The 17,919-nt window shown below is 60.9% G+C and carries 17 protein-coding genes; 6 read left to right on the forward strand and 11 right to left on the reverse strand.

Features of this window, described 5'->3' with window-relative positions:
• The first annotated feature begins 56 nt into the window (after positions 1–56).
• Together ACV8MC_RS17475 and ACV8MC_RS17480 are read left to right on the forward strand one after the other, a co-directional pair.
• A complete protein-coding gene (locus ACV8MC_RS17475) occupies positions 57–1,277 on the forward strand; it encodes a putative DNA modification/repair radical SAM protein (RefSeq protein WP_024013352.1) in 1,221 nt (406 codons plus the stop codon).
• Positions 1,274–2,176 carry a TIGR03915 family putative DNA repair protein gene (locus ACV8MC_RS17480; protein WP_236168606.1) on the forward strand — a complete coding sequence of 301 codons (903 nt, stop codon included), beginning with the start codon at positions 1,274–1,276 and terminating at the stop codon, positions 2,174–2,176. Before ACV8MC_RS17475 ends, ACV8MC_RS17480 begins: the two co-directional genes overlap by 4 nt.
• Positions 2,177–2,360: 184 nt before the next feature.
• Here ACV8MC_RS17480 and ACV8MC_RS17485 read toward each other — a convergent pair whose 3' ends face one another.
• The 5 genes from ACV8MC_RS17485 to ACV8MC_RS17505 all read right to left on the reverse strand — a co-directional run bounded on the left by ACV8MC_RS17485 (position 2,361) and on the right by ACV8MC_RS17505 (position 8,547).
• Positions 2,361–3,380, reverse strand: coding sequence for a branched-chain amino acid aminotransferase (locus ACV8MC_RS17485; RefSeq protein ID WP_016775201.1), 1,020 nt, complete (start codon positions 3,378–3,380; stop codon positions 2,361–2,363).
• 216 nt (positions 3,381–3,596) lie between these two features.
• A complete protein-coding gene (gene lpdA / locus ACV8MC_RS17490; RefSeq protein WP_457262765.1) occupies positions 3,597–4,970 on the reverse strand; it encodes a dihydrolipoyl dehydrogenase in 1,374 nt (457 codons plus the stop codon).
• Between the two features lie 6 nt (positions 4,971–4,976).
• The gene (locus ACV8MC_RS17495; protein ID WP_457262767.1) at positions 4,977–6,251 is read right to left on the reverse strand and encodes a dihydrolipoamide acetyltransferase family protein; all 1,275 of its coding nucleotides are present in this window, start codon (positions 6,249–6,251) and stop codon (positions 4,977–4,979) included.
• Positions 6,252–7,310 (reverse strand): alpha-ketoacid dehydrogenase subunit beta, encoded by a 1,059-nt coding sequence (locus ACV8MC_RS17500; RefSeq protein ID WP_003224000.1) that lies wholly within the window; start codon positions 7,308–7,310, stop codon positions 6,252–6,254.
• 1 nt (position 7,311) lies between these two features.
• Complete coding sequence (locus ACV8MC_RS17505; RefSeq protein ID WP_457262768.1) at positions 7,312–8,547, reverse strand: thiamine pyrophosphate-dependent enzyme; 1,236 nt, start codon at positions 8,545–8,547, stop codon at positions 7,312–7,314.
• Positions 8,548–8,732: 185 nt separating this feature from the next.
• Between ACV8MC_RS17505 and bkdR the strand changes: the two genes are divergently transcribed.
• Positions 8,733–9,221, forward strand: a complete 489-nt coding sequence (gene bkdR / locus ACV8MC_RS17510) for a Bkd operon transcriptional regulator BkdR (RefSeq protein ID WP_041476986.1) — start codon at positions 8,733–8,735, stop codon at positions 9,219–9,221.
• 217 nt (positions 9,222–9,438) lie between these two features.
• On the opposite strand, the gene ACV8MC_RS17515 is transcribed toward bkdR, so the two are convergent.
• Complete coding sequence (locus ACV8MC_RS17515) at positions 9,439–10,302, reverse strand: MBL fold metallo-hydrolase (protein WP_457262771.1); 864 nt, start codon at positions 10,300–10,302, stop codon at positions 9,439–9,441.
• Positions 10,303–10,394: 92 nt separating this feature from the next.
• On the opposite strand from ACV8MC_RS17515, the gene ACV8MC_RS17520 reads away from it, so the two are divergent.
• The 3 genes from ACV8MC_RS17520 to ACV8MC_RS17530 all read left to right on the forward strand — a co-directional run bounded on the left by ACV8MC_RS17520 (position 10,395) and on the right by ACV8MC_RS17530 (position 12,958).
• The gene (locus tag ACV8MC_RS17520) at positions 10,395–10,736 is read left to right on the forward strand and encodes an ArsR/SmtB family transcription factor (RefSeq protein ID WP_016775194.1); all 342 of its coding nucleotides are present in this window, start codon (positions 10,395–10,397) and stop codon (positions 10,734–10,736) included.
• 166 nt (positions 10,737–10,902) lie between these two features.
• Positions 10,903–12,147 carry an FAD-dependent oxidoreductase gene (locus ACV8MC_RS17525; RefSeq protein ID WP_457262773.1) on the forward strand — a complete coding sequence of 415 codons (1,245 nt, stop codon included), beginning with the start codon at positions 10,903–10,905 and terminating at the stop codon, positions 12,145–12,147.
• Between the two features lie 10 nt (positions 12,148–12,157).
• Positions 12,158–12,958 (forward strand): sulfite exporter TauE/SafE family protein, encoded by an 801-nt coding sequence (locus tag ACV8MC_RS17530; protein WP_457262774.1) that lies wholly within the window; start codon positions 12,158–12,160, stop codon positions 12,956–12,958.
• Positions 12,959–13,043: 85 nt separating this feature from the next.
• Here ACV8MC_RS17530 and ACV8MC_RS17535 read toward each other — a convergent pair whose 3' ends face one another.
• The 5 genes from ACV8MC_RS17535 to ACV8MC_RS17555 all read right to left on the reverse strand — a co-directional run bounded on the left by ACV8MC_RS17535 (position 13,044) and on the right by ACV8MC_RS17555 (position 17,725).
• Positions 13,044–14,324: a TRAP transporter large permease gene (locus ACV8MC_RS17535; RefSeq protein WP_016775191.1), complete on the reverse strand. Its 1,281-nt coding sequence runs from the start codon at positions 14,322–14,324 to the stop codon at positions 13,044–13,046.
• Positions 14,324–14,851, reverse strand: a complete 528-nt coding sequence (locus tag ACV8MC_RS17540; RefSeq protein ID WP_056789065.1) for a TRAP transporter small permease — start codon at positions 14,849–14,851, stop codon at positions 14,324–14,326. The genes ACV8MC_RS17535 and ACV8MC_RS17540 overlap by 1 nt, the downstream gene beginning before the upstream one ends.
• Positions 14,852–14,926: 75 nt before the next feature.
• Positions 14,927–15,901: a TRAP transporter substrate-binding protein gene (locus ACV8MC_RS17545; protein ID WP_150634991.1), complete on the reverse strand. Its 975-nt coding sequence runs from the start codon at positions 15,899–15,901 to the stop codon at positions 14,927–14,929.
• A 61-nt stretch (positions 15,902–15,962) separates the two neighbouring features.
• A complete protein-coding gene (locus ACV8MC_RS17550; protein ID WP_457262777.1) occupies positions 15,963–16,856 on the reverse strand; it encodes an SMP-30/gluconolactonase/LRE family protein in 894 nt (297 codons plus the stop codon).
• 44 nt (positions 16,857–16,900) lie between these two features.
• Entirely contained in the window at positions 16,901–17,725 is an 825-nt protein-coding gene (locus ACV8MC_RS17555) for an NAD-dependent epimerase/dehydratase family protein (RefSeq protein WP_095182003.1), read from the reverse strand.
• Positions 17,726–17,919 lie beyond the last annotated feature (194 nt).

The raw sequence follows: 17,919 nt of genomic DNA on the forward strand, positions 1-17,919 counted from the left end.
TTGTTTCCCGGTGGGCGAGCCTATACTGTATATGCACACAGTAAAGAGCCCGCGCCATGCAAATCATCGACAAGCTGAGCATCCTCGCCGACGCCGCCAAATATGACGCCTCCTGCGCCAGCAGCGGTGCGCCCAAGCGCAGCTCCGAGGGCAAGAGCGGGCTTGGTTCGACGGATGGCATGGGCATCTGTCACAGCTACACGCCGGACGGGCGCTGTGTGTCGTTGCTGAAAATCCTGCTGACTAACTTCTGCCTTTACGATTGCCAGTACTGCGTCAACCGCCGTTCCAGCGATGTGCCGCGTGCGCGCTTCACCCCGGAAGAAGTCGTGACGCTGACCATGGATTTCTACCGCCGCAACTGCGTCAGCGGCCTGTTTCTCAGCTCCGGGATCATTCGCTCGGCGGACTACACCATGGAGCAACTGGTGCGGGTGGCGAAGTTGCTCCGAGAAGAGCACGAATTTCGCGGCTACATCCATTTGAAGACCATTCCGGAAGCCGATCCGGCCTTGATCGAGGAGGCTGGGCGTTACGCCGACCGCCTCAGCGTCAACATAGAATTGCCCACCGACGCCAGCCTGCAGACGCTGGCGCCGGAGAAGGACATCACCTCGATCAAGCAAGCGATGAACACCATCTACACCGGCGTGCAAACAGTGTTGAACGAGCCGCGCTCGGCGAAATTCGCCCCGGCCGGGCAGAGCACGCAATTGATCGTCGGTGCCGATGACACCGACGACAGCACCATCCTCCACAGCGCCCAATCCTTGTACGGCAACTTCCGTTTGCGCCGGGTCTATTACTCGGCGTTCAGCCCGATCCCCGACAGCCCGAAAAGCGTACCGCTCGCCGCGCCGCCGCTGATGCGCGAGCACCGTTTGTATCAGGCTGATTTCCTCCTGCGCAGCTACGGCTACAGCGCTGACGAATTGCTTAAAGGCCCGGGCAATCTGGCGCTTGATATCGACCCGAAGCTGGCCTGGGCGCTGGAAAATCGCGAAGTGTTTCCGCTGGACCTGAACCGTGCCGACGCGACGTTGATCGCGCGCATCCCGGGCATTGGCTTGCGCACCACCGAGCGCCTGGTCGAGTTGCGCCGTCAGCGGCGAATCCGTTACGAAGACGTGGCGCGGATGCGCTGCGTGCTGGCCAAGGCGAAGCCTTTCATCATCACCAGCGATTACCACCCGCAACAGGCGGAAGTCACCAGCCACATGCTCTATCAGCAATTGCGCGACCGACCGATGCCGCAGCAGATGGGGTTGTGGGGATGATCAGTCTTGATTGCGATGACCTGTTCGACACATGGCGTCAGCAGGCGCGCTGGTTGCTCAGCCATGAAATCGATCCGAGTCTGGTGAGCTGGGCGGCGGAAGGGGTGGGCGATCTGTTTGCCAGTGATGAGCACGTGCCCGAGGGGCAGGGGCCGTTTCAGGCGCGTATTCCCCGCGCGCTGCTCGACACCCTCGAACAAGCGGCGCGCTATCGCGGCGAGCAACGCTGGAGCCTGTTGTATGAAGTGCTCTGGCGCGTCAGTCACGGCGACCGCACGGCGATGATGGCAGGCGACAAACTCGGCAGCGAGTTGCAGCGGCGCATCAAGCAGGTCAGTCGCGAGGCCCATCATCTGCATGCATTCGTGCGTTTCATCGAGCGGTCGAAGGATCTGCCCGGTCCACAATACGTGGCGTGGCACGAGCCGGCGCATGACATCCTGCACAGCGCCAGCGAGCACTTTATCGGGCGCATGGGCCAGCATCGCTGGTTGATCGCCACACCGCGTGACGGCGTTTATTACGACGGTGAGCAATTGATTCACGAGCGGCAGTGCCCGATTGAGTGGCAGCAACTGGCGCAGAACGTCGACGATCCCCACGGCGATTTGTGGTTGACCTACTACAGCCACATCTTCAACCCGGCGCGGTTGAACCCGAAGGTCATGCAAGGGCATCTGCCGGTGCGGTTCTGGAAGAATCTGCCGGAGGGGGAGTTGATACCGGGATTGATCACCCAGGCGCGGATGGGCAAGCAGCAGAATGGGCAGGCGAGCGGGATTTCGGATCGGACGGGCAAGCGCATTGCCTCCAAAAATCAAAAGCAAACCCTCACCCCAGCCCTCTCCCGGAGGGAGAGGGAGCCGACCGAGGTGTTCTTGCGAACTCCATCGACCTGAATGGCCGAGGTGAACGCGATTTTTGAAAAGCACACAAGTCGGCTCCCTTTCCCCCTCGCCCCCTTGGGGGAGAGGGCTGGGGTGAGGGGGTGACGTTCTTCAATACGACACCAGAGCCCAGCCCTACAAAAAAGCCCCCCACCAATCACTCGGTGGAGGGCTTTGAGCATCAGCAGTCGTCAGATCAAACCTTGACGATCCAGCCCGCTGGCGCTTCGATGTCGCCGGTCTGCACGCCAGTCAGCTCTTTGTAGAGCTGCTGGGTTACCGGGCCTACCTCGGTTTCGCTGTGGAACACATGCAGGTGGTCGTTGTAGCTGATGCCGCCAATCGGCGTGATCACCGCAGCGGTACCGCAGGCACCGGCTTCCTTGAAGTCCGACAGCTTGTCGATCAGCACGTCGCCTTCAACCACTTCCAGGCCCAGACGCGATTTGGCCAGTTCGATCAGCGACAGGCGGGTGATGCCTGGCAGGACCGATGGCGAGTTCGGGGTGACGAACTTGTTGTCGTGGGTGATCCCGAAGAAGTTGGCCGAACCGACTTCCTCGATCTTGGTGTGGGTCATCGGATCGAGGTAGATCGCGTCGGCGAAGTTGGCCTTCTTGGCTTTCGAGCCCGGCATCAGGCTGGCGGCGTAGTTGCCACCGACCTTGGCCGCACCGGTGCCTTGCGGGGCCGCGCGGTCGTAGCTGGAGATCTGGAAGTTGTGCGGGGTCAGGCCGCCCTTGAAGTAGGCGCCGACCGGGATGCAGAAGATCGAGAAGATGAACTCGGGCGCAGTGCGCACGCCGATGTTGTCACCCACGCCGATCACGAACGGACGCAGGTACAGCGCGCCGCCAGTGCCGTAAGGCGGGATGAAACGCTCGTTGGCGCGGACCACGGCTTTGCAGGCTTCGATGAACTGCTCGGTGTCGACCGTCGGCATCAGCAGACGCGCGCAGCTGCGTTGCATGCGCAGGGCGTTCTGGTCCGGGCGGAACAGGTTGATCGAGCCGTCCTTGCAGCGATAGGCCTTCATGCCTTCGAAGCACTGCTGACCATAGTGAAGGGCGGTGGAGCCTTCGCTGATGTGCAGGACGTTATCTTCGGTCAGGGTGCCTTTGTCCCACTCGCCATCGCGAAAGTACGACAGATAGCGCTTGTCGGTCTTGATGTAGTCAAAACCCAGCTTGTCCCAATTGATGCTTTCGTTACCCATGACACCCTCTATCACTGAACAACCGCCGAAACGGTTCAAGGCTTCTGACGTTTTTTTGGATGGGCACAACAATACTTCATTCTTGAGCGGTTTCGCAGCCCGGACTATCGGATGACACTCAGATAAATAGTGTTGCCCTCAAGAATTCGCGAGCAGGCTCGCTCCCACAGGGGGAATGCATTTCAAGTGTGGGAGCGAGCCTGCTCGCGAAGGGGCCTACAGATGCAGCGCATGCCCCAGCGCCCGCAACGCCGCTTCCTGCACCGCCTCACCCAAGGTCGGGTGGGCATGGATGGTGCCGCCGATGTCTTCCAGTCGCGCGCCCATTTCCAGGCTTTGCGCAAACGCCGTCGACAGTTCGGAAACCCCAACGCCCACCGCTTGCCAGCCGACAATCACATGATTGTCGCGACGTGCGACCACGCGGACGAAGCCGCTTTTCGATTCCAGGGTCATCGCCCGGCCGTTGGCGGCGAACGGGAAGCTGGAAACGATGCAGTCCAGCCCCGCAGCCTTGGCCTCGTCCGGGGTTGTGCCGACCACCACCAGTTCCGGGTCGGTAAAGCACACGGCGGCGATGGCGGTCGGGTTGAACTCACGGCTCTTGCCACTGATCAACTCGGCAACCATTTCGCCCTGAGCCATGGCGCGGTGGGCCAGCATCGGTTCGCCGCTCACATCGCCAATGGCGTAGACGTTGCGCATGCTGGTCTGGCAACGGCTGTCGATCCTGATCGCCGAACCGTTCATGTCCAGATTCAGCGCTTCGAGATTAAACCCCTGCGTATTGGGTTTGCGACCGACGGCAACCAGTACCTGGTCGGTTTCCAGATTGAGGGTTTCGCCTTCAGGATCGCGCACCTGCAACGTGCCGTCGAAACCGAGCACGCTGTGCTTGAGGTACAGCTTCACACCCAGTTGCTTGAGCGCCTCATGCACTGGTTGCGTCAGTTCTGCGTCATAGGCCGGCAGGATACGGTCCTGTGCTTCGACCACGCTGACCTCGGCGCCGAGCTTGCGATAAGCGATGCCCAGCTCCAGCCCGATGTAACCACCGCCGACCACCACCAGACGCTTCGGCACAGCCGTTGGCGCCAGCGCTTCGGTGGAGGAGATGATCGGCCCGCCAATCGGCAGGATCGGCAGATTGACGCTGGTCGAACCGGTGGCCAGCACAAGATGTTCGCACTGGATGCGCGTATCGCCGACTTCCACGGTTTTGCCGTCGATGACTTTCGCCCAGCCATTGATGACCTGAACCTTGTTTTTCTTCAGCAGCGCGGCGACGCCAGTGGTCAGGCGATCAACGATGCCATCCTTCCACTCGACGCTTTTGCTGATATCCAGGGTCGGCGCGGCAACGCTGATGCCCAACGCCGAATGCTGGCTGTGATGCTGCGTCTGGTGAAACTGCTCAGCCACATGAATCAGCGCTTTTGACGGAATGCAGCCGATATTCAGGCAGGTGCCGCCCAACGACTGGCCTTCGACCAGGATGGTCGGAATACCCAATTGCCCGGCGCGGATCGCGGTGACGTAACCGCCGGGGCCGCCGCCGATGATCAGCAGCGTAGTGTTCAGAGATTGCATTCGGGCTTACTCCACAAACAAGGTAGCGGGTTGTTCGAGCAAGCCACGAATGGCCTGAATGAAGAGCGCCGCGTCCATGCCGTCGACCACGCGGTGATCGAAGGAGCTGGAGAGGTTCATCATCTTGCGGATCACCACTTGGCCTTTGACCACCATTGGCCGTTCGACAATTTTGTTCACGCCGACAATGGCCACTTCCGGCAGATTCAGCACCGGCGTGCTGACAATGCCGCCCAATGCGCCGAGGCTGGTCAGAGTGATGGTCGAACCGGACAGCTCATCGCGGCTGGCCTTGCCATTGCGCGCGGCGTTGGCCAAACGCGAAATTTCCGCGGCGCTGTCCCACAGGCTGCGCGCTTCGGCGTGACGCACCACGGGCACCATCAGGCCGACATCGCTCTGCGTGGCGACGCCGACATGCACCGCACCGAGGCGGGTGATGACTTGCGCTTCGTCATCGTAACGGGCGTTCATCTGCGGGAAGTCGCGCAGGGCGACGACCAGCGCGCGAACGAGGAACGGCAGCAAGGTCAACTTGCCACGGCTGGCGCCATGTTTTTCATTCAGATGCGCGCGCAGTTCTTCGATCGCGGTGACGTCGATTTCCTCGACATAACTGAAGTGCGCGGCACGCTGAGTAGCATCTTGCATGCGCTGGGCGATCTTGCGGCGCATGCCGATCACTTGAATCTGTTCTTCGTCGTGGCGCTGGGCATAAGCGGCAGCGGCCGGCGCCGAAGCGTTCGACTGACCTTGCGCCAGATAGGCTTCAAGGTCTTCGTGCAACACGCGACCGGCCGGGCCGGAACCGCGCACCAAGCGCAATTGAATGCCCAGATCCAGGGCATGTTTGCGCACGGCTGGCGAGGCTAGCGGGCGTTCATCCGCTTCGCGAGCGACCATCGGGCCCTGGCAAACGGCAGCCAGACGTGGTGCGGCGGCTGCGGCGGGCTTGCTTTCGACAGCGGCTTCAACTTTCGGCGCAACCGGTGCTTCTTTGACCGGCGCGGTTGCGGCGGACTCTTTAAGGTTGCCGGCACCTTCAACCTCGATGCTGATCAGCACACTGCCGACCGCCATCACTTCACCCGGCTGACCACCAAGCGCAATCACTTTCCCGTGTACCGGCGACGGAATATCGACCATCGCCTTGTCGGTCATGACATCCGCCAGCACCTGGTCTTCAACCACCAGATCGCCAACCTTGACGTGCCACTGCGACAGTTCTACTTCTGCGATGCCTTCGCCGATGTCCGGCATCTTGATAACGTGCGTGCCCATTCAGACCTCCATGACCCGTTTCAACGCCGCGCCCACTCGGGACGGCCCTGGGAAATACGCCCACTCCTGCGCGTGCGGGTAGGGCGTGTCCCAACCGGTGACGCGTTCGATCGGCGCTTCCAGGTGATGGAAGCAGTGCTCTTGCACCAGCGATACCAGCTCGGCGCCGAAACCGCAGGTGCGGGTGGCTTCGTGTACCACCACGCAGCGGCCGGTTTTCTTCACCGACTTGACGATGGTTTCCAGGTCCAGCGGCCATAGGCTGCGCAGGTCGATGACTTCGGCATCGACGCCGGATTCTTCGGCAGCGACTTGCGATACATACACAGTGGTGCCGTAAGTCAGCACGGTCACGTCCTTGCCCGGGCGAGTGATCGCGGCAACGTCCAGCGGCACGGTGTAGTAACCGTCCGGCACCTGGGCTTGCGGATGTTTCGACCACGGGGTTACCGGGCGGTCGTGATGGCCATCGAACGGGCCGTTGTACAGGCGTTTCGGCTCGAGGAAGATCACCGGGTCATCGTTTTCGATGGAGGCGATCAGCAAGCCTTTGGCGTCGTACGGGTTGGACGGCATCACCGTACGCAGACCGCAGACCTGAGTGAACATCGCCTCGATGCTCTGGCTGTGGGTCTGGCCGCCGTAGATGCCGCCGCCGCAAGGCATGCGCAGGGTCATCGGTGCGGTGAACTCGCCGGCCGAGCGATAACGCAGACGCGCCGCTTCGGAGATGATCTGGTCGGAGGCGGGGTAGACGTAGTCGGCGAACTGGATTTCGGCGACCGGGCGCAGTCCGTAAGCGCCCATGCCGACAGCCACGCCGACGATGCCGCTTTCCGAAATCGGCGCGTCGAACACCCGCGAGGTGCCGTACTTGGTCTGCAGGCCTTCGGTGCAGCGGAACACACCGCCGAAGTAACCGACGTCCTGGCCGAAGACGACGACGTTGTCATCGCGCTCAAGCATCACATCCATGGCCGAGCGCAGGGCCTGGATCATGGTCATGGTGGTCGTGGTCATGGCGGTTTCCAACTGAATATTGTTGTTGTGATCGTTCATGTCAGATCCCCAACTGCTGACGCTGGCGCTTCAAGTGCTCCGGCATCTCTTTGTAGACGTCTTCGAACATGGTCGCGGCGCTCGGAATCTGACCGCCGGCGAGGGTGCCGTACTGTTCGGCCTGTTTCTGCGCGGCAATCACTTCGGCTTCGAGTTCGGCGCTGACGGCGGTGTGCTCTTCCTCCGACCAGTGACCGACCTTGATCAGGTGCTGTTTCAGACGCGCGATCGGATCGCCGAGCGGGAAGTGGCTCCAGTCATCGGCAGGGCGGTATTTCGATGGGTCGTCGGAGGTCGAGTGCGGGCCGGCGCGGTAAGTGACCCATTCGATCATGGTCGGGCCGAGGTTGCGGCGGGCGCGTTCGGCAGCCCAGGCGGAAGCGGCGTAGACCGCATAGAAATCGTTGCCGTCGACACGCAGCGAGGCGATGCCGCAACCGACGCCGCGTCCGGCGAAAGTCGTGGCTTCACCGCCGGCGATGGCCTGGAAGGTGGAAATCGCCCACTGGTTATTCACGACATTGAGGATCACCGGCGCGCGATAAACGTGAGCGAAGGTGAGGGCGGTGTGGAAGTCGGATTCGGCGGTGGCGCCGTCACCGATCCACGCCGAGGCGATTTTCGTATCGCCCTTGATCGCCGAGGCCATGCCCCAGCCGACGCCCTGGATGAATTGAGTGGCGAGGTTGCCGGAAATGGTGAAGAAGCCGGCGTCCTTGACCGAGTACATGATCGGCAACTGGCGGCCCTTGAGCGGATCGCGCTCGTTGGACAGCAACTGGCAGATCAGGTCCACCAGCGGCACATCACGGGCCATCAAGATGCTTTGCTGGCGGTAGGTCGGGAAGCACATGTCGTCGATGTTCAGCGCCAACGCCTGGGCGCTGCCGATGGCTTCTTCGCCAAGGCTCTGCATGTAGAACGACATCTTTTTCTGCCGCTGGGCGACGACCATGCGGTTGTCGTAGATGCGCGTCTTGAGCATCGCGCGCATGCCTTTGCGCAGGATCTCGGCCGGCACGTTTTCGGCCCACGGGCCGAGGGCGTTGCCCTGATCGTCAAGCACGCGAATCAGGCCACGGGCGAGGTCGGCGGTATCGGCAGGTTCTACATCGACAGGAGGTTTGCGCACCGTACCGGCATCGGTCAAATGCAGGTAGGAAAAATCGGTTTTGCAGCCGGGACGGCCCGAGGGTTCAGGGACGTGCAGGCGCAGCGGTTCATACGCTTGGGTCATGGCTTCTACGCTCGATCTTGTGAATTTCTTGTAGTGAGCTGGCAGTCATTCCCGGGTAGGGGAAATCTTGTCCTACAACAATCATAGGCGTGGCCAAGAAGAATATTTCTCTGTGTTTCGTTGCGCTGGCGACCATTTGCAGATAGAAATTCTGCATAAACATAAAAAACAGGTGGTTTTGTCTCATGCGCAAACTGGACCGTACCGACATCGGCATTCTCAACAGCCTTCAAGAGAACGCGCGGATCACCAATGCCGACCTCGCCCGTTCGGTGAACCTGTCGCCGACGCCATGCTTCAACCGGGTCAAGGCCATGGAAGAATTGGGCTTGATTCGCGAGCAGGTCACGCTGCTGGATGCCGATCTGCTGGGGCTGCATGTGAATGTGTTCATTCACGTCAGCCTGGAAAAGCAGGTAGAGGAAGCGCTGCAGCACTTCGAGGAGGCGATTTCTGATCGGCCGGAGGTGATGGAGTGCTACTTGATGGCGGGTGATCCGGATTATCTGATTCGCGTGCTGGTGCCGAGCATCCAGTCGCTGGAACGCTTCATGATGGATTTTCTGACCAAGGTGCCGGGGGTGGCGAACATCCGATCGAGCTTTGCGCTGAAGCAGGTGCGTTATAAGACCGCGTTGCCGTTGCCTGCGAACGGTTTGACCCTGGGCGCATAACCTGACCTGATGCACCCGACCCGACCCGACCCGACCCGACCCGACCCGACCCGACCCGACCCGACCCGACCCGCCGACGCCCATCGTTCCCACGCTCCGCGTGGGAATGCCGCCAGGGACGCTCCGCGTTCCGCCTTAAGAAGTGACGCAGAGCGTCACGGGATGCATTCCCACGCAGAGCGTGGGAACGATCAGACTTAGGGCGCCTGACTAGGGGTCAGAGTTTGTTAAGCGGAATCTTCAGGTAAACCACGCCGTTGTCCTCAGGCGCCGGCATATTCCCCGCCCGCACGTTCACCTGAATCGCCGGCAGCAGCAACGTCGGCATGCCTAACCCAGCGTCACGTGTCGTGCGCATTTCGACGAACGCCGCTTCATCGATCCCGTCATGCACATGAATATTGCTTTTGCGCTGTTCGCCAACAGTGGTCTGACACTGCGAGGCGCGGCCCTCGGGCGGGTAATCGTGGCAAACGTAAAGCTTCACGCTGGCCGGAAAAGCCAACAGCTTCTGGATCGACTTGAACAAGTGCTGCGCATTGCCACCGGGGAAATCACAGCGCGCGGTGCCGACATCGGGCATGAACAGCGTGTCGCCGACGAGGATCTGTTCGCCGTCGATCAGGTAGGCCATGTCCGCTGGCGTATGGCCGGGGACGTGCAGGGCGGTGGCCTTGAGGTTGCCGATCATGAATGACTCGTTCGGCGCGAACAGGTGATCGAACTGCGAGCCATCGACGCAAAATTCCGGCTCCAGATTGAACAGCGCCTTGAACACATTCTGCACTTTGCTGATCGATTCACCGATGGCGATCTTGCCGCCCAGTTCTCGACGCAGGTACGGCGCGGCGGAGAGGTGATCGGCGTGGGCGTGGGTTTCCAGCAGCCATTGCACCTGCAAGCGATGCGCTCGGACGAAGGCGATGATCTTGTCCGCCTGCGCCGTGCCGGTGCGCCCGGCGGCGCCATCGTAATCGAGCACCGGGTCGACGATCGCGCACTGGCCGCCGTCGGCTTCGTAGACCACGTAGCTGTAGGTCGAGGAGGCGGGGTCGAGGAACGCTTCAATCAGGGCGGGCATGGCGAAAACCTGTGCTGGGTAATTTCGGGTTGCAACACTTTATGTAAAAACATAATGTTCGCAGCTTAAGTGACCTTCAAGGCCTCGTGCAAATGCAATCCAGTCTGACCGAATGTGAAGTCGCCCAACTGCGCGCCTCGGCGTCCAAAGCCTGCGCCTTGCTCAAAGCCTTGGCCAATGAGGATCGCCTGTTGATTCTCTGTCAACTGACCCAGGGCGAACGCAACGTCGGCGAGCTGGAAAAAATGACCGGCGTACGCCAGCCGACGCTGTCCCAGCAACTGGGCATCTTGCGCGATGAAGGCCTGGTCGCGACCCGCCGCGAAGGCAAATACATTTTCTATGGCCTGGCCAGTCACGAAGTGATCCAGGTGATGAAAACCCTCTCGGGGCTGTATTGCGGAGCGGTACTCAAGAGCTGGGAACAGCCATAAATGCCAGCCCTCACAAACATCTCCTGTGGGAGCGAGCCTGCTCGCGAAGGCGGCGTGTCAGCCGACGAATAGTTGACTGAGCCACCGCTTTCGCGAGCAGGCTCGCTCCCACATTGGTTGTTGTGGTGAGCCAAAAAATCCTTGCGTGCAGCAAAAGGAACAAGCAATGAACGATCAACACTGGGGCCTATCCATCAGTGCGGACATCGTGGTCATCGGCGGTGGCACGGCCGGCATCGGTTTTGTCGCCAGCCTGCTCAAGCGTGACCCGCAGCTTAAAGTCACCGTGATCGAACCGAGTTCACAGCACTACTATCAACCGGCGTGGACGCTGGTCGGCGGTGGCGCGTTTGACGTGAAGCACACGGTCAGGCCGATGAGCAAAGTCATGCCGCGTCAGGCGACGTGGATTCAGGCCAGTGTCAGCGCCATCGACCCGCAAAGCCGTCAACTCACCCTCGACGACCAGCGCACCGTCAGCTATCAGAACCTGATCGTCTGCCCCGGCCTGCGCCTGGCCTGGGAGAAAATCGAAGGCTTGCAGGAAAGCCTCGGTCAGCACGGCGTCACCTCCAACTACAGCTATCAACACGCCCAGTACACCTGGGATCAAGTGCAGAAACTGCGCGACGGCCGGGCGCTGTTCACCCAGCCGGCGATGCCGATCAAATGCGCCGGCGCGCCGCAAAAAGCCCTGTACCTGTCTTGCGATCACTGGCGCAAATCCGCCGTGCTGAAAGACATCAAGGTTGAATTCAATCTCGCTGGCGCTGCGCTGTTTGGCGTGCCGACCTTCGTGCCGCCGTTGATGAAGTACATCGAACAGTACGACGCGCAACTGGCGTTCAACTCGAATCTGGTCAAGGTCGACGGCCCGGCAAAAACCGCGTGGTTTGAAGTCAAGGACGCCGACGGCAATGTCAGCCGGGTCGCGAAAACCTTCGACCTGCTGCACGTCGTGCCGCCACAAGTCGCGCCGGATTTCATCGCACAGAGTCCGCTGGCCGATGCCGGCGGTTGGTGCGAAGTCGATCCACACAGCTTGCAGCATCCGCGCTATCCCGAGGTGTTCGCACTGGGCGATATCTGCGGCACCAGCAATGCGAAAACTGCCGCAGCGGTGCGCAAGCAGGTTGTCGTCGTTGCGCAGAACCTGCTGGCCGCGCGCAAACAACAGCCGCTGCCGCTCAGGTACGACGGCTACGGTTCCTGCCCGCTGACGGTGGAGAAGGGCAAGGTGATCCTCGCCGAGTTCGGCTATGGCGGCAAACTGCTGCCGACTTTCCCGCTGAACCCGACCGTGGCCCGCCGTTCGGCATGGTGGCTGAAAGCGACGCTGCTGCCGTGGTTCTACTGGCACGGCATGCTCAAGGGCCGCGAGTGGCTGACGCGTCTGTCCAGGGTCGACTGAGAAAACTCCTATGTTGCTGGCAAGTCTGTTTGGCGTGGTGATGGGGCTGGTGCTTGGCCTGACCGGCGCGGGCGGCGGGATTCTCGCAGTGCCGGCGCTGGTGCTCGGGCTCGGCTGGACGATGACGCAAGCGGCGCCGGTGGCCTTGTTTGCGGTCGGCAGCGCGGCAGCGGTCGGGGCGATCGATGGTTTGCGCCATGGCCTGGTACGTTACCGCGCGGCGCTGTTGATCGCCGCGTTGGGCGCGGTGTTTTCGCCGCTGGGGATCTACTTCGCGCATCAGTTGCCGGAAAAGATTCTGATGATGCTGTTCAGCCTGCTGATGGTCCTGGTCGCCTGGCGAATGTTCAGAAAGGACCGTCAGCAAGCGGGGCCGAGCGACCACGGCCATGCCAGTTGGGGGCAGAAAAACTGCATGCTCAACGAGCAGACCGGGCGCTTCGACTGGACCGCCAAATGCACCGCCACCCTGGCTGCACTGGGAGCGGTTACTGGCGTGGTTTCGGGTTTACTTGGCGTCGGCGGCGGCTTTCTGATCGTGCCGGCGTTCAAGCAACTGACCGATGTGCAGATGCGCGGCATCGTTGCGACGTCGTTGATGGTGATCAGTCTGATTTCCGCGATCGGGGTGATCGGCGCGTTTCATGCGGGGGTGCGCATTGACAGCCAGGGTGCGGCGTTCATTGTCGCCAGCATCGTTGGCATGCTCATCGGTCGCAGGCTGTGCGCGCAGGTGCCGGCGCGGGCGTTGCAGGTGGGGTTTGCCAGTGTCTGTCTGGTGGTGGCGGGGTACATGCTGGTGCGGGCGTGAAGATCAACAGATCACAGCCTCGTTGCACTCGACAGCTCCTACAGGGGTATGCGATTCCTGCAGGAGCTGCGATCTTTTCAGCGGGTTACAACACCAGGTGCGGCAGCCACAGCGAAATCGCTGGAACGTAGGTCACCAGCAGCAGCACCAGGAACAGCACGCCATAGAACGGCAGCAGCGCTTTTACGGTGCTTTCGATACTGACCTTGCCCACCGCCGAGCCGACGAAGAGCACGGCGCCCACCGGCGGTGTTATCAATCCGATCCCCAGGTTCACCAGCATGATCATGCCGAACTGCACCGGATCGACACCGATGCCCATGATCACTGGCATCAGGATCGGCGTGAGGATCAGGATCAGCGGCGCCATGTCCATCACCGTGCCCAACAGCAGCAACATCACGTTGATGCACATCAGGATCACGTAGCGGTTGTCCGACAGGGTCAGGAACAGCGTGGTGATCTTCGCCGGGATCTGCATCAGGGTCATGATGTAGCCGAAGCTGGCGGCGAAACCGATCAGGATCATCACAATGGAGATGGTGCGCACCGTGCGGTGCATCAGCTTGGGCAGCTCGCTCCATTTGTAGTCGCGGTAGATGAACATGGTCACGAAGAATGACCAAAGCACCGCGATGGCCGCCGATTCAGTCGCGGTGAAAATACCCGAGAGAATGCCGCCGAGGATGATCACCATCGCCATCATGCCCCACAGGGCTTCGCCGACGATTTTCAGCGCCTGGCGCATCGGAATCACTTCGCCCTTGGGGTAGTTGCGCTTTTTCGCGAAGATCAGGCACAGCACCATCAGGCAGGCGCTCATCAGCAGGCCCGGGACGATGCCGGCCATGAACAGCGAAGCGATCGACACCGTACCGCCAGCGGCCAGGGAGTAGAGCACCGAGTTATGGCTTGGCGGAGTCAGCAGGGCTTGCACCGAACCGCTGACGGTCACAGCGGTGGAGAAGTCGCGCGGATAACCCTTGCGCTCCATCTCCGGAATCAGCACCGAACCCACCGATGCCGTGTCGGCCACTGACGAACCGGAGATCGCGCCGAAGAACGTCGAGGCAACGATGTTGACCAGCGACAGGCCACCGCGGACGAATCCCACCAGCACCCCGGCACACGCCACCAACCGCCGTGACATGCCGCCCTCGGCCATGATCGCACCGGCGAGGACGAAGAACGGAATGGCCAGCAGCGAGAATTTGTTCACCCCCGAGGCGACCTGGATCATCACCGCCTGGAAGGGAATGTCGATCCACCATGCGCCGATCAGCGCAGCGGCGCCCAACGCGTAGGCGACCGGCATGCCGATCAGGATCAATACGATAAAACTGCCCAGCAGAATCAGAGCGTCCATTAAGCGGCACCTTCACTTTCTTCAACCAGGTCGAACTGCACGACCCGCCGTTTGCTCTGGTCACCGAGCAAGAGTTTTTCCAGAACAAAAATCAGCGTCAGCAGGCCGCCCACGGGGATCGGCAAATACGTTACGCCAACGCGCAGATCGGGCAGGGCGGCCATGAACTGGTTCCAGGTGGAGATGCACAGCTTGGTGCCCCAGATGGTCATGAAGATGCAGATGGCCGCCATCAGCAGTTGCGAAAAAATCGCTGCTGCGGATTTCAGCTGCGGTGGCATGCGGTCGGTGAGCATGGCCACGGCCATGTGCGCACCGGCGCGGTAACTGGCGGCGGCGCCGATGAAGGTGAACACCATCATCAGCAGGATCGCCGTCGGCTCTGGCCAGCTCGAACCGGTGCCGAGCACGTAGCGGGCGAAGACGCCCCAGGGAATCATCAGGGAAATCGCCAGGACGGAAAGGCCGGCGACCCAGATGCACGTCATGTAGATCTTGTCGTTGATACGCAGCAGCAGATTCTTCATCGGGTTCCACCGTAACCGGGCGCGCCTGAACCGCTGGCGCGCCGGGCCTTGTTCATGAGTATGGAGCGGGGGGCGTTACTGAACGGCTTCGATCTTTTTGATCAGATCTGCGTACTTCGCACCGTACTTTTCACGTACCGGAGCGGTGGCGTCGTAGAAGGGTTTCTTGTCAACGGTGATGAACTCGACGCCGGCGGCCTTGAGTTTTTCTTCACTGGCGGCGGACTTCTTGTCCCACAACACGCGTTCTTCAGCCTGGGCAGCTTTGGCCGCCGTTTTCACCATCTTCTGTTGATCCGGAGTGAGTCTTTCCCAGGTGATTTTCGACATCACGATCGGCTCTGGCAGGATCAGGTGACCGGTCAGGCTGTAGAACTTGGCGTTCTGGAAGTGGTTGTGTTCGAGCAGGGTCGGCGGGTTGTTTTCCGCGCCGTCGATCACGCCGGTTTGCAGGGCGCTGAAGATTTCGCCGGTGTCCATGGCGATGCCGTTACCGCCCATGGCGTTCATCATGTCGATGAACATCGGGTTGCCTTGTACGCGGATTTTCATGCCCTTGAGGTCTTCGAGCTTGCGCACCGGTTTCTTGGTGTAGATGTTGCGCGTGCCGCCGTCCATCCACGCCAGGGCCACCAATTTGAATTCGGAGTTGGTGATCTTGTCGAGAATCTCATCGCCCACCGGGCCATCGATGACGTTACGCATGTGTTGCTGGTCCCGGAAAATGAACGGCATGTTGAACACGTTCACATCCGGCACCACGGGGCCGACGATACCCAGGCTGACCCGGGACATCTGTATCGCGCCGACTTGCATCTGCTCGATGACTTCCTTCTCGGAACCGAGCACTCCGCCCGGGAAGTACTGGAAGGTCAGCTCGCCGTTGGTTTCCTTTTCAAGCGTTTTGCCCATGCTCTTTTCGGCCACCACAGTTGGGTAACCGTCTGGATGAATATCAGCGAATTTGAGTTTCATATCTGCCTGAGCGCCACCAGCAAAGGTGAACATCAGCGGGAGTGCAGCGGCGAGCAAGGTGCGTTTGAAGTTCATGGGGGGTGAGTCTCCAGTCTTGTTATTTTTGTGTTCAAGGCGCAGCGGTGCAGCAGAGGGTCTAAAGCAAATCGTTGAATTGCGGTTCGGCGAGGCCCTTGATGCCTGGCTTCAGGGCGAACACGCCGCCGGCCAGGGATTGCGGATCGTGGTCATCGCCGGGGCGAATCGAGGCGACAAACAAGGTGTCCAGGTTGCTGCCGCCGAAGGCACACATGGTCGGTTTCTTCACCGGTACTTCCAGTGAAAAATCCAGACGACCGTCCGGGGCGAAGCGGTGAATCAGGCCGGCGTCGTTGGCGCAGATCCAGTAGCAGCCTTCGGCATCCACGGCAGCGCCATCGGGGCGGCCGGGGAAGTGATTCATGTCGACGAAGGTTCGGCGATTCGATGGCGTACCGGTCTCGGTGTCGTAATCGAAGGCCCAGATCAGTTGCACGTTGGGGTGCGAATCCGACAGGTACATGGTTTTGCCGTCGGGGCTGAAGGCGAGGCCGTTGGGTACGATGAAGCCATCCAGCTGCGCTTCGATCACGCCAGTCTGCCCGGCGCCGTAGCGATAGAGCCGGCCTTCAGGCGCGTTCTGGCCCATATTCAGCACCATGCTGCCGGCCCAGAAACGCCCTTGGCGATCGCAGCGACCGTCGTTGAGGCGCATGTCCGCGCGGCTGTGCCCGACGGTGGCGAGCAATTCGCTGTCGAGGCTGCCGTCGCTGTGCGGGTGCAGGCGATAGAAACCGCTTTCCATGCCGGCGACCCAGCCGCCACTGCGGTGGCGGGTGATGCAGGCGAGCATTTGCGGGGCTTTCCACGAGGCGACGTGCCCGGTGTCAGCGCTCCAGCGTTGCAGCCCGCCGTTGGGGATGTCGACCCAGTACAGAGCGTTTTCCTGCGGCACCCAGACCGGGCTTTCACCGACCGCGTTGCGGGCGTCGACGATCAATTCGGCTTGCATACTCATTCCCTTGGTTTTTATTGGAGGGGGATCAAGTCGAGCGATCAATCGCCAAACGGGCCTGCTGCGACGAAGGCGCCGCCCTGATAGATCCGCGCCGGATCATCGTCGGCTGGCATCGGCTGCGCTTCGACCTTGTCGCGGAACACTTCCGAGGTGTCCTTGGCTTCGAAACCGAGGTGGCTGGCGTAGCGGTTGTCCCACCAGACGTCTTTGTTGGCGGACATGCCGTAGACCACGGTGTGGCCGACGTTTGGTGTGTACAGCGAGCGTTCGAGCAGTTGCGTGAGATCGTCGAAGCTCAGCCAGGTGTGCATCATCCGGCGGTTCTGCGGTTCGGGGAACGAGGAGCCGATGCGGATGCTGACGGTTTCGATGCCGTAGCGATCGAAGTAGAAACTGGCCATGTCTTCGCCGTAGGACTTGGACAAGCCGTAGTAACCATCGGGACGACGCGCCGAAGTGGCGTCGAGCTGTTGGTCCTGTTTGTAGAAACCGATGACGTGGTTGGAACTGGCGAAGATCACCCGTTTCACACCGTGCTTGCGTGCCGCTTCGTAAATGTGGAACACGCCGCTGATATTGGCGCCGAGGATTTCTTCGAACGGCCGCTCGACCGAAACGCCGCCGAAATGCAGGATCGCATCGACTCCTTCGACCAGTTGATGCACGGCTTGCTTGTCGGCGAGGTCGCAGAGCACGACTTCTTCGTGGTCATCGACGGCCGGGGCGAGGGCGGCGATGTCGGACAGGCGCAGCACATTGGCGTAAGGGCGCAGGCGTTCGCGCAGGACTTTGCCCAGGCCTCCGGCGGCACCGGTCAGCAGCAGGCGGTTGAAAGGAGCGCGGGGGGTAGAAATAGACGTCATGGCAATCCCTGAACACATTGTTATTAGGTTTGTTGTAGGTTGTCGTATGACTGCGCTGAAGTATCGGTAGGGTTTCCGGATCTTGTCAACGCGACTTTTGGTGTAGATGACGGAAGGGGCGATTCATTTTTTCAACACCCGATACCTGCCTTGCAATGCAATCCCCTTGTGGGAGCGAGCCTGCTCGCGAAGGC

The organism is Pseudomonas sp. PK-RTE-24, assembly GCF_054052265.1.

Excerpts from the sequence above, each read along its gene's own strand:
- ACV8MC_RS17485 (WP_016775201.1), bottom strand. The coding sequence starts at position 3,380 with ATGGGTAACGAAAGCATCAATTGGGACAAGCTGGGTTTTGACTACATC.
- ACV8MC_RS17545 (WP_150634991.1), bottom strand. The coding sequence starts at position 15,901 with ATGAACTTCAAACGCACCTTGCTCGCCGCTGCACTCCCGCTGATGTTC.
- ACV8MC_RS17500 (WP_003224000.1), bottom strand. The coding sequence starts at position 7,310 with ATGAACGATCACAACAACAATATTCAGTTGGAAACCGCCATGACCACG.
- ACV8MC_RS17540 (WP_056789065.1), bottom strand. The coding sequence starts at position 14,851 with ATGAAGAATCTGCTGCTGCGTATCAACGACAAGATCTACATGACGTGC.
- bkdR (WP_041476986.1), top strand. The coding sequence starts at position 8,733 with ATGCGCAAACTGGACCGTACCGACATCGGCATTCTCAACAGCCTTCAA.
- ACV8MC_RS17520 (WP_016775194.1), top strand. The coding sequence starts at position 10,395 with ATGCAATCCAGTCTGACCGAATGTGAAGTCGCCCAACTGCGCGCCTCG.
- ACV8MC_RS17530 (WP_457262774.1), top strand. The coding sequence starts at position 12,158 with ATGTTGCTGGCAAGTCTGTTTGGCGTGGTGATGGGGCTGGTGCTTGGC.
- ACV8MC_RS17535 (WP_016775191.1), bottom strand. The coding sequence starts at position 14,324 with ATGGACGCTCTGATTCTGCTGGGCAGTTTTATCGTATTGATCCTGATC.
- lpdA (WP_457262765.1), bottom strand. The coding sequence starts at position 4,970 with ATGCAATCTCTGAACACTACGCTGCTGATCATCGGCGGCGGCCCCGGC.
- ACV8MC_RS17525 (WP_457262773.1), top strand. The coding sequence starts at position 10,903 with ATGAACGATCAACACTGGGGCCTATCCATCAGTGCGGACATCGTGGTC.
- ACV8MC_RS17495 (WP_457262767.1), bottom strand. The coding sequence starts at position 6,251 with ATGGGCACGCACGTTATCAAGATGCCGGACATCGGCGAAGGCATCGCA.
- ACV8MC_RS17475 (WP_024013352.1), top strand. The coding sequence starts at position 57 with ATGCAAATCATCGACAAGCTGAGCATCCTCGCCGACGCCGCCAAATAT.
- ACV8MC_RS17480 (WP_236168606.1), top strand. The coding sequence starts at position 1,274 with ATGATCAGTCTTGATTGCGATGACCTGTTCGACACATGGCGTCAGCAG.
- ACV8MC_RS17550 (WP_457262777.1), bottom strand. The coding sequence starts at position 16,856 with ATGCAAGCCGAATTGATCGTCGACGCCCGCAACGCGGTCGGTGAAAGC.
- ACV8MC_RS17515 (WP_457262771.1), bottom strand. The coding sequence starts at position 10,302 with ATGCCCGCCCTGATTGAAGCGTTCCTCGACCCCGCCTCCTCGACCTAC.
- ACV8MC_RS17555 (WP_095182003.1), bottom strand. The coding sequence starts at position 17,725 with ATGACGTCTATTTCTACCCCCCGCGCTCCTTTCAACCGCCTGCTGCTG.
- ACV8MC_RS17505 (WP_457262768.1), bottom strand. The coding sequence starts at position 8,547 with ATGACCCAAGCGTATGAACCGCTGCGCCTGCACGTCCCTGAACCCTCG.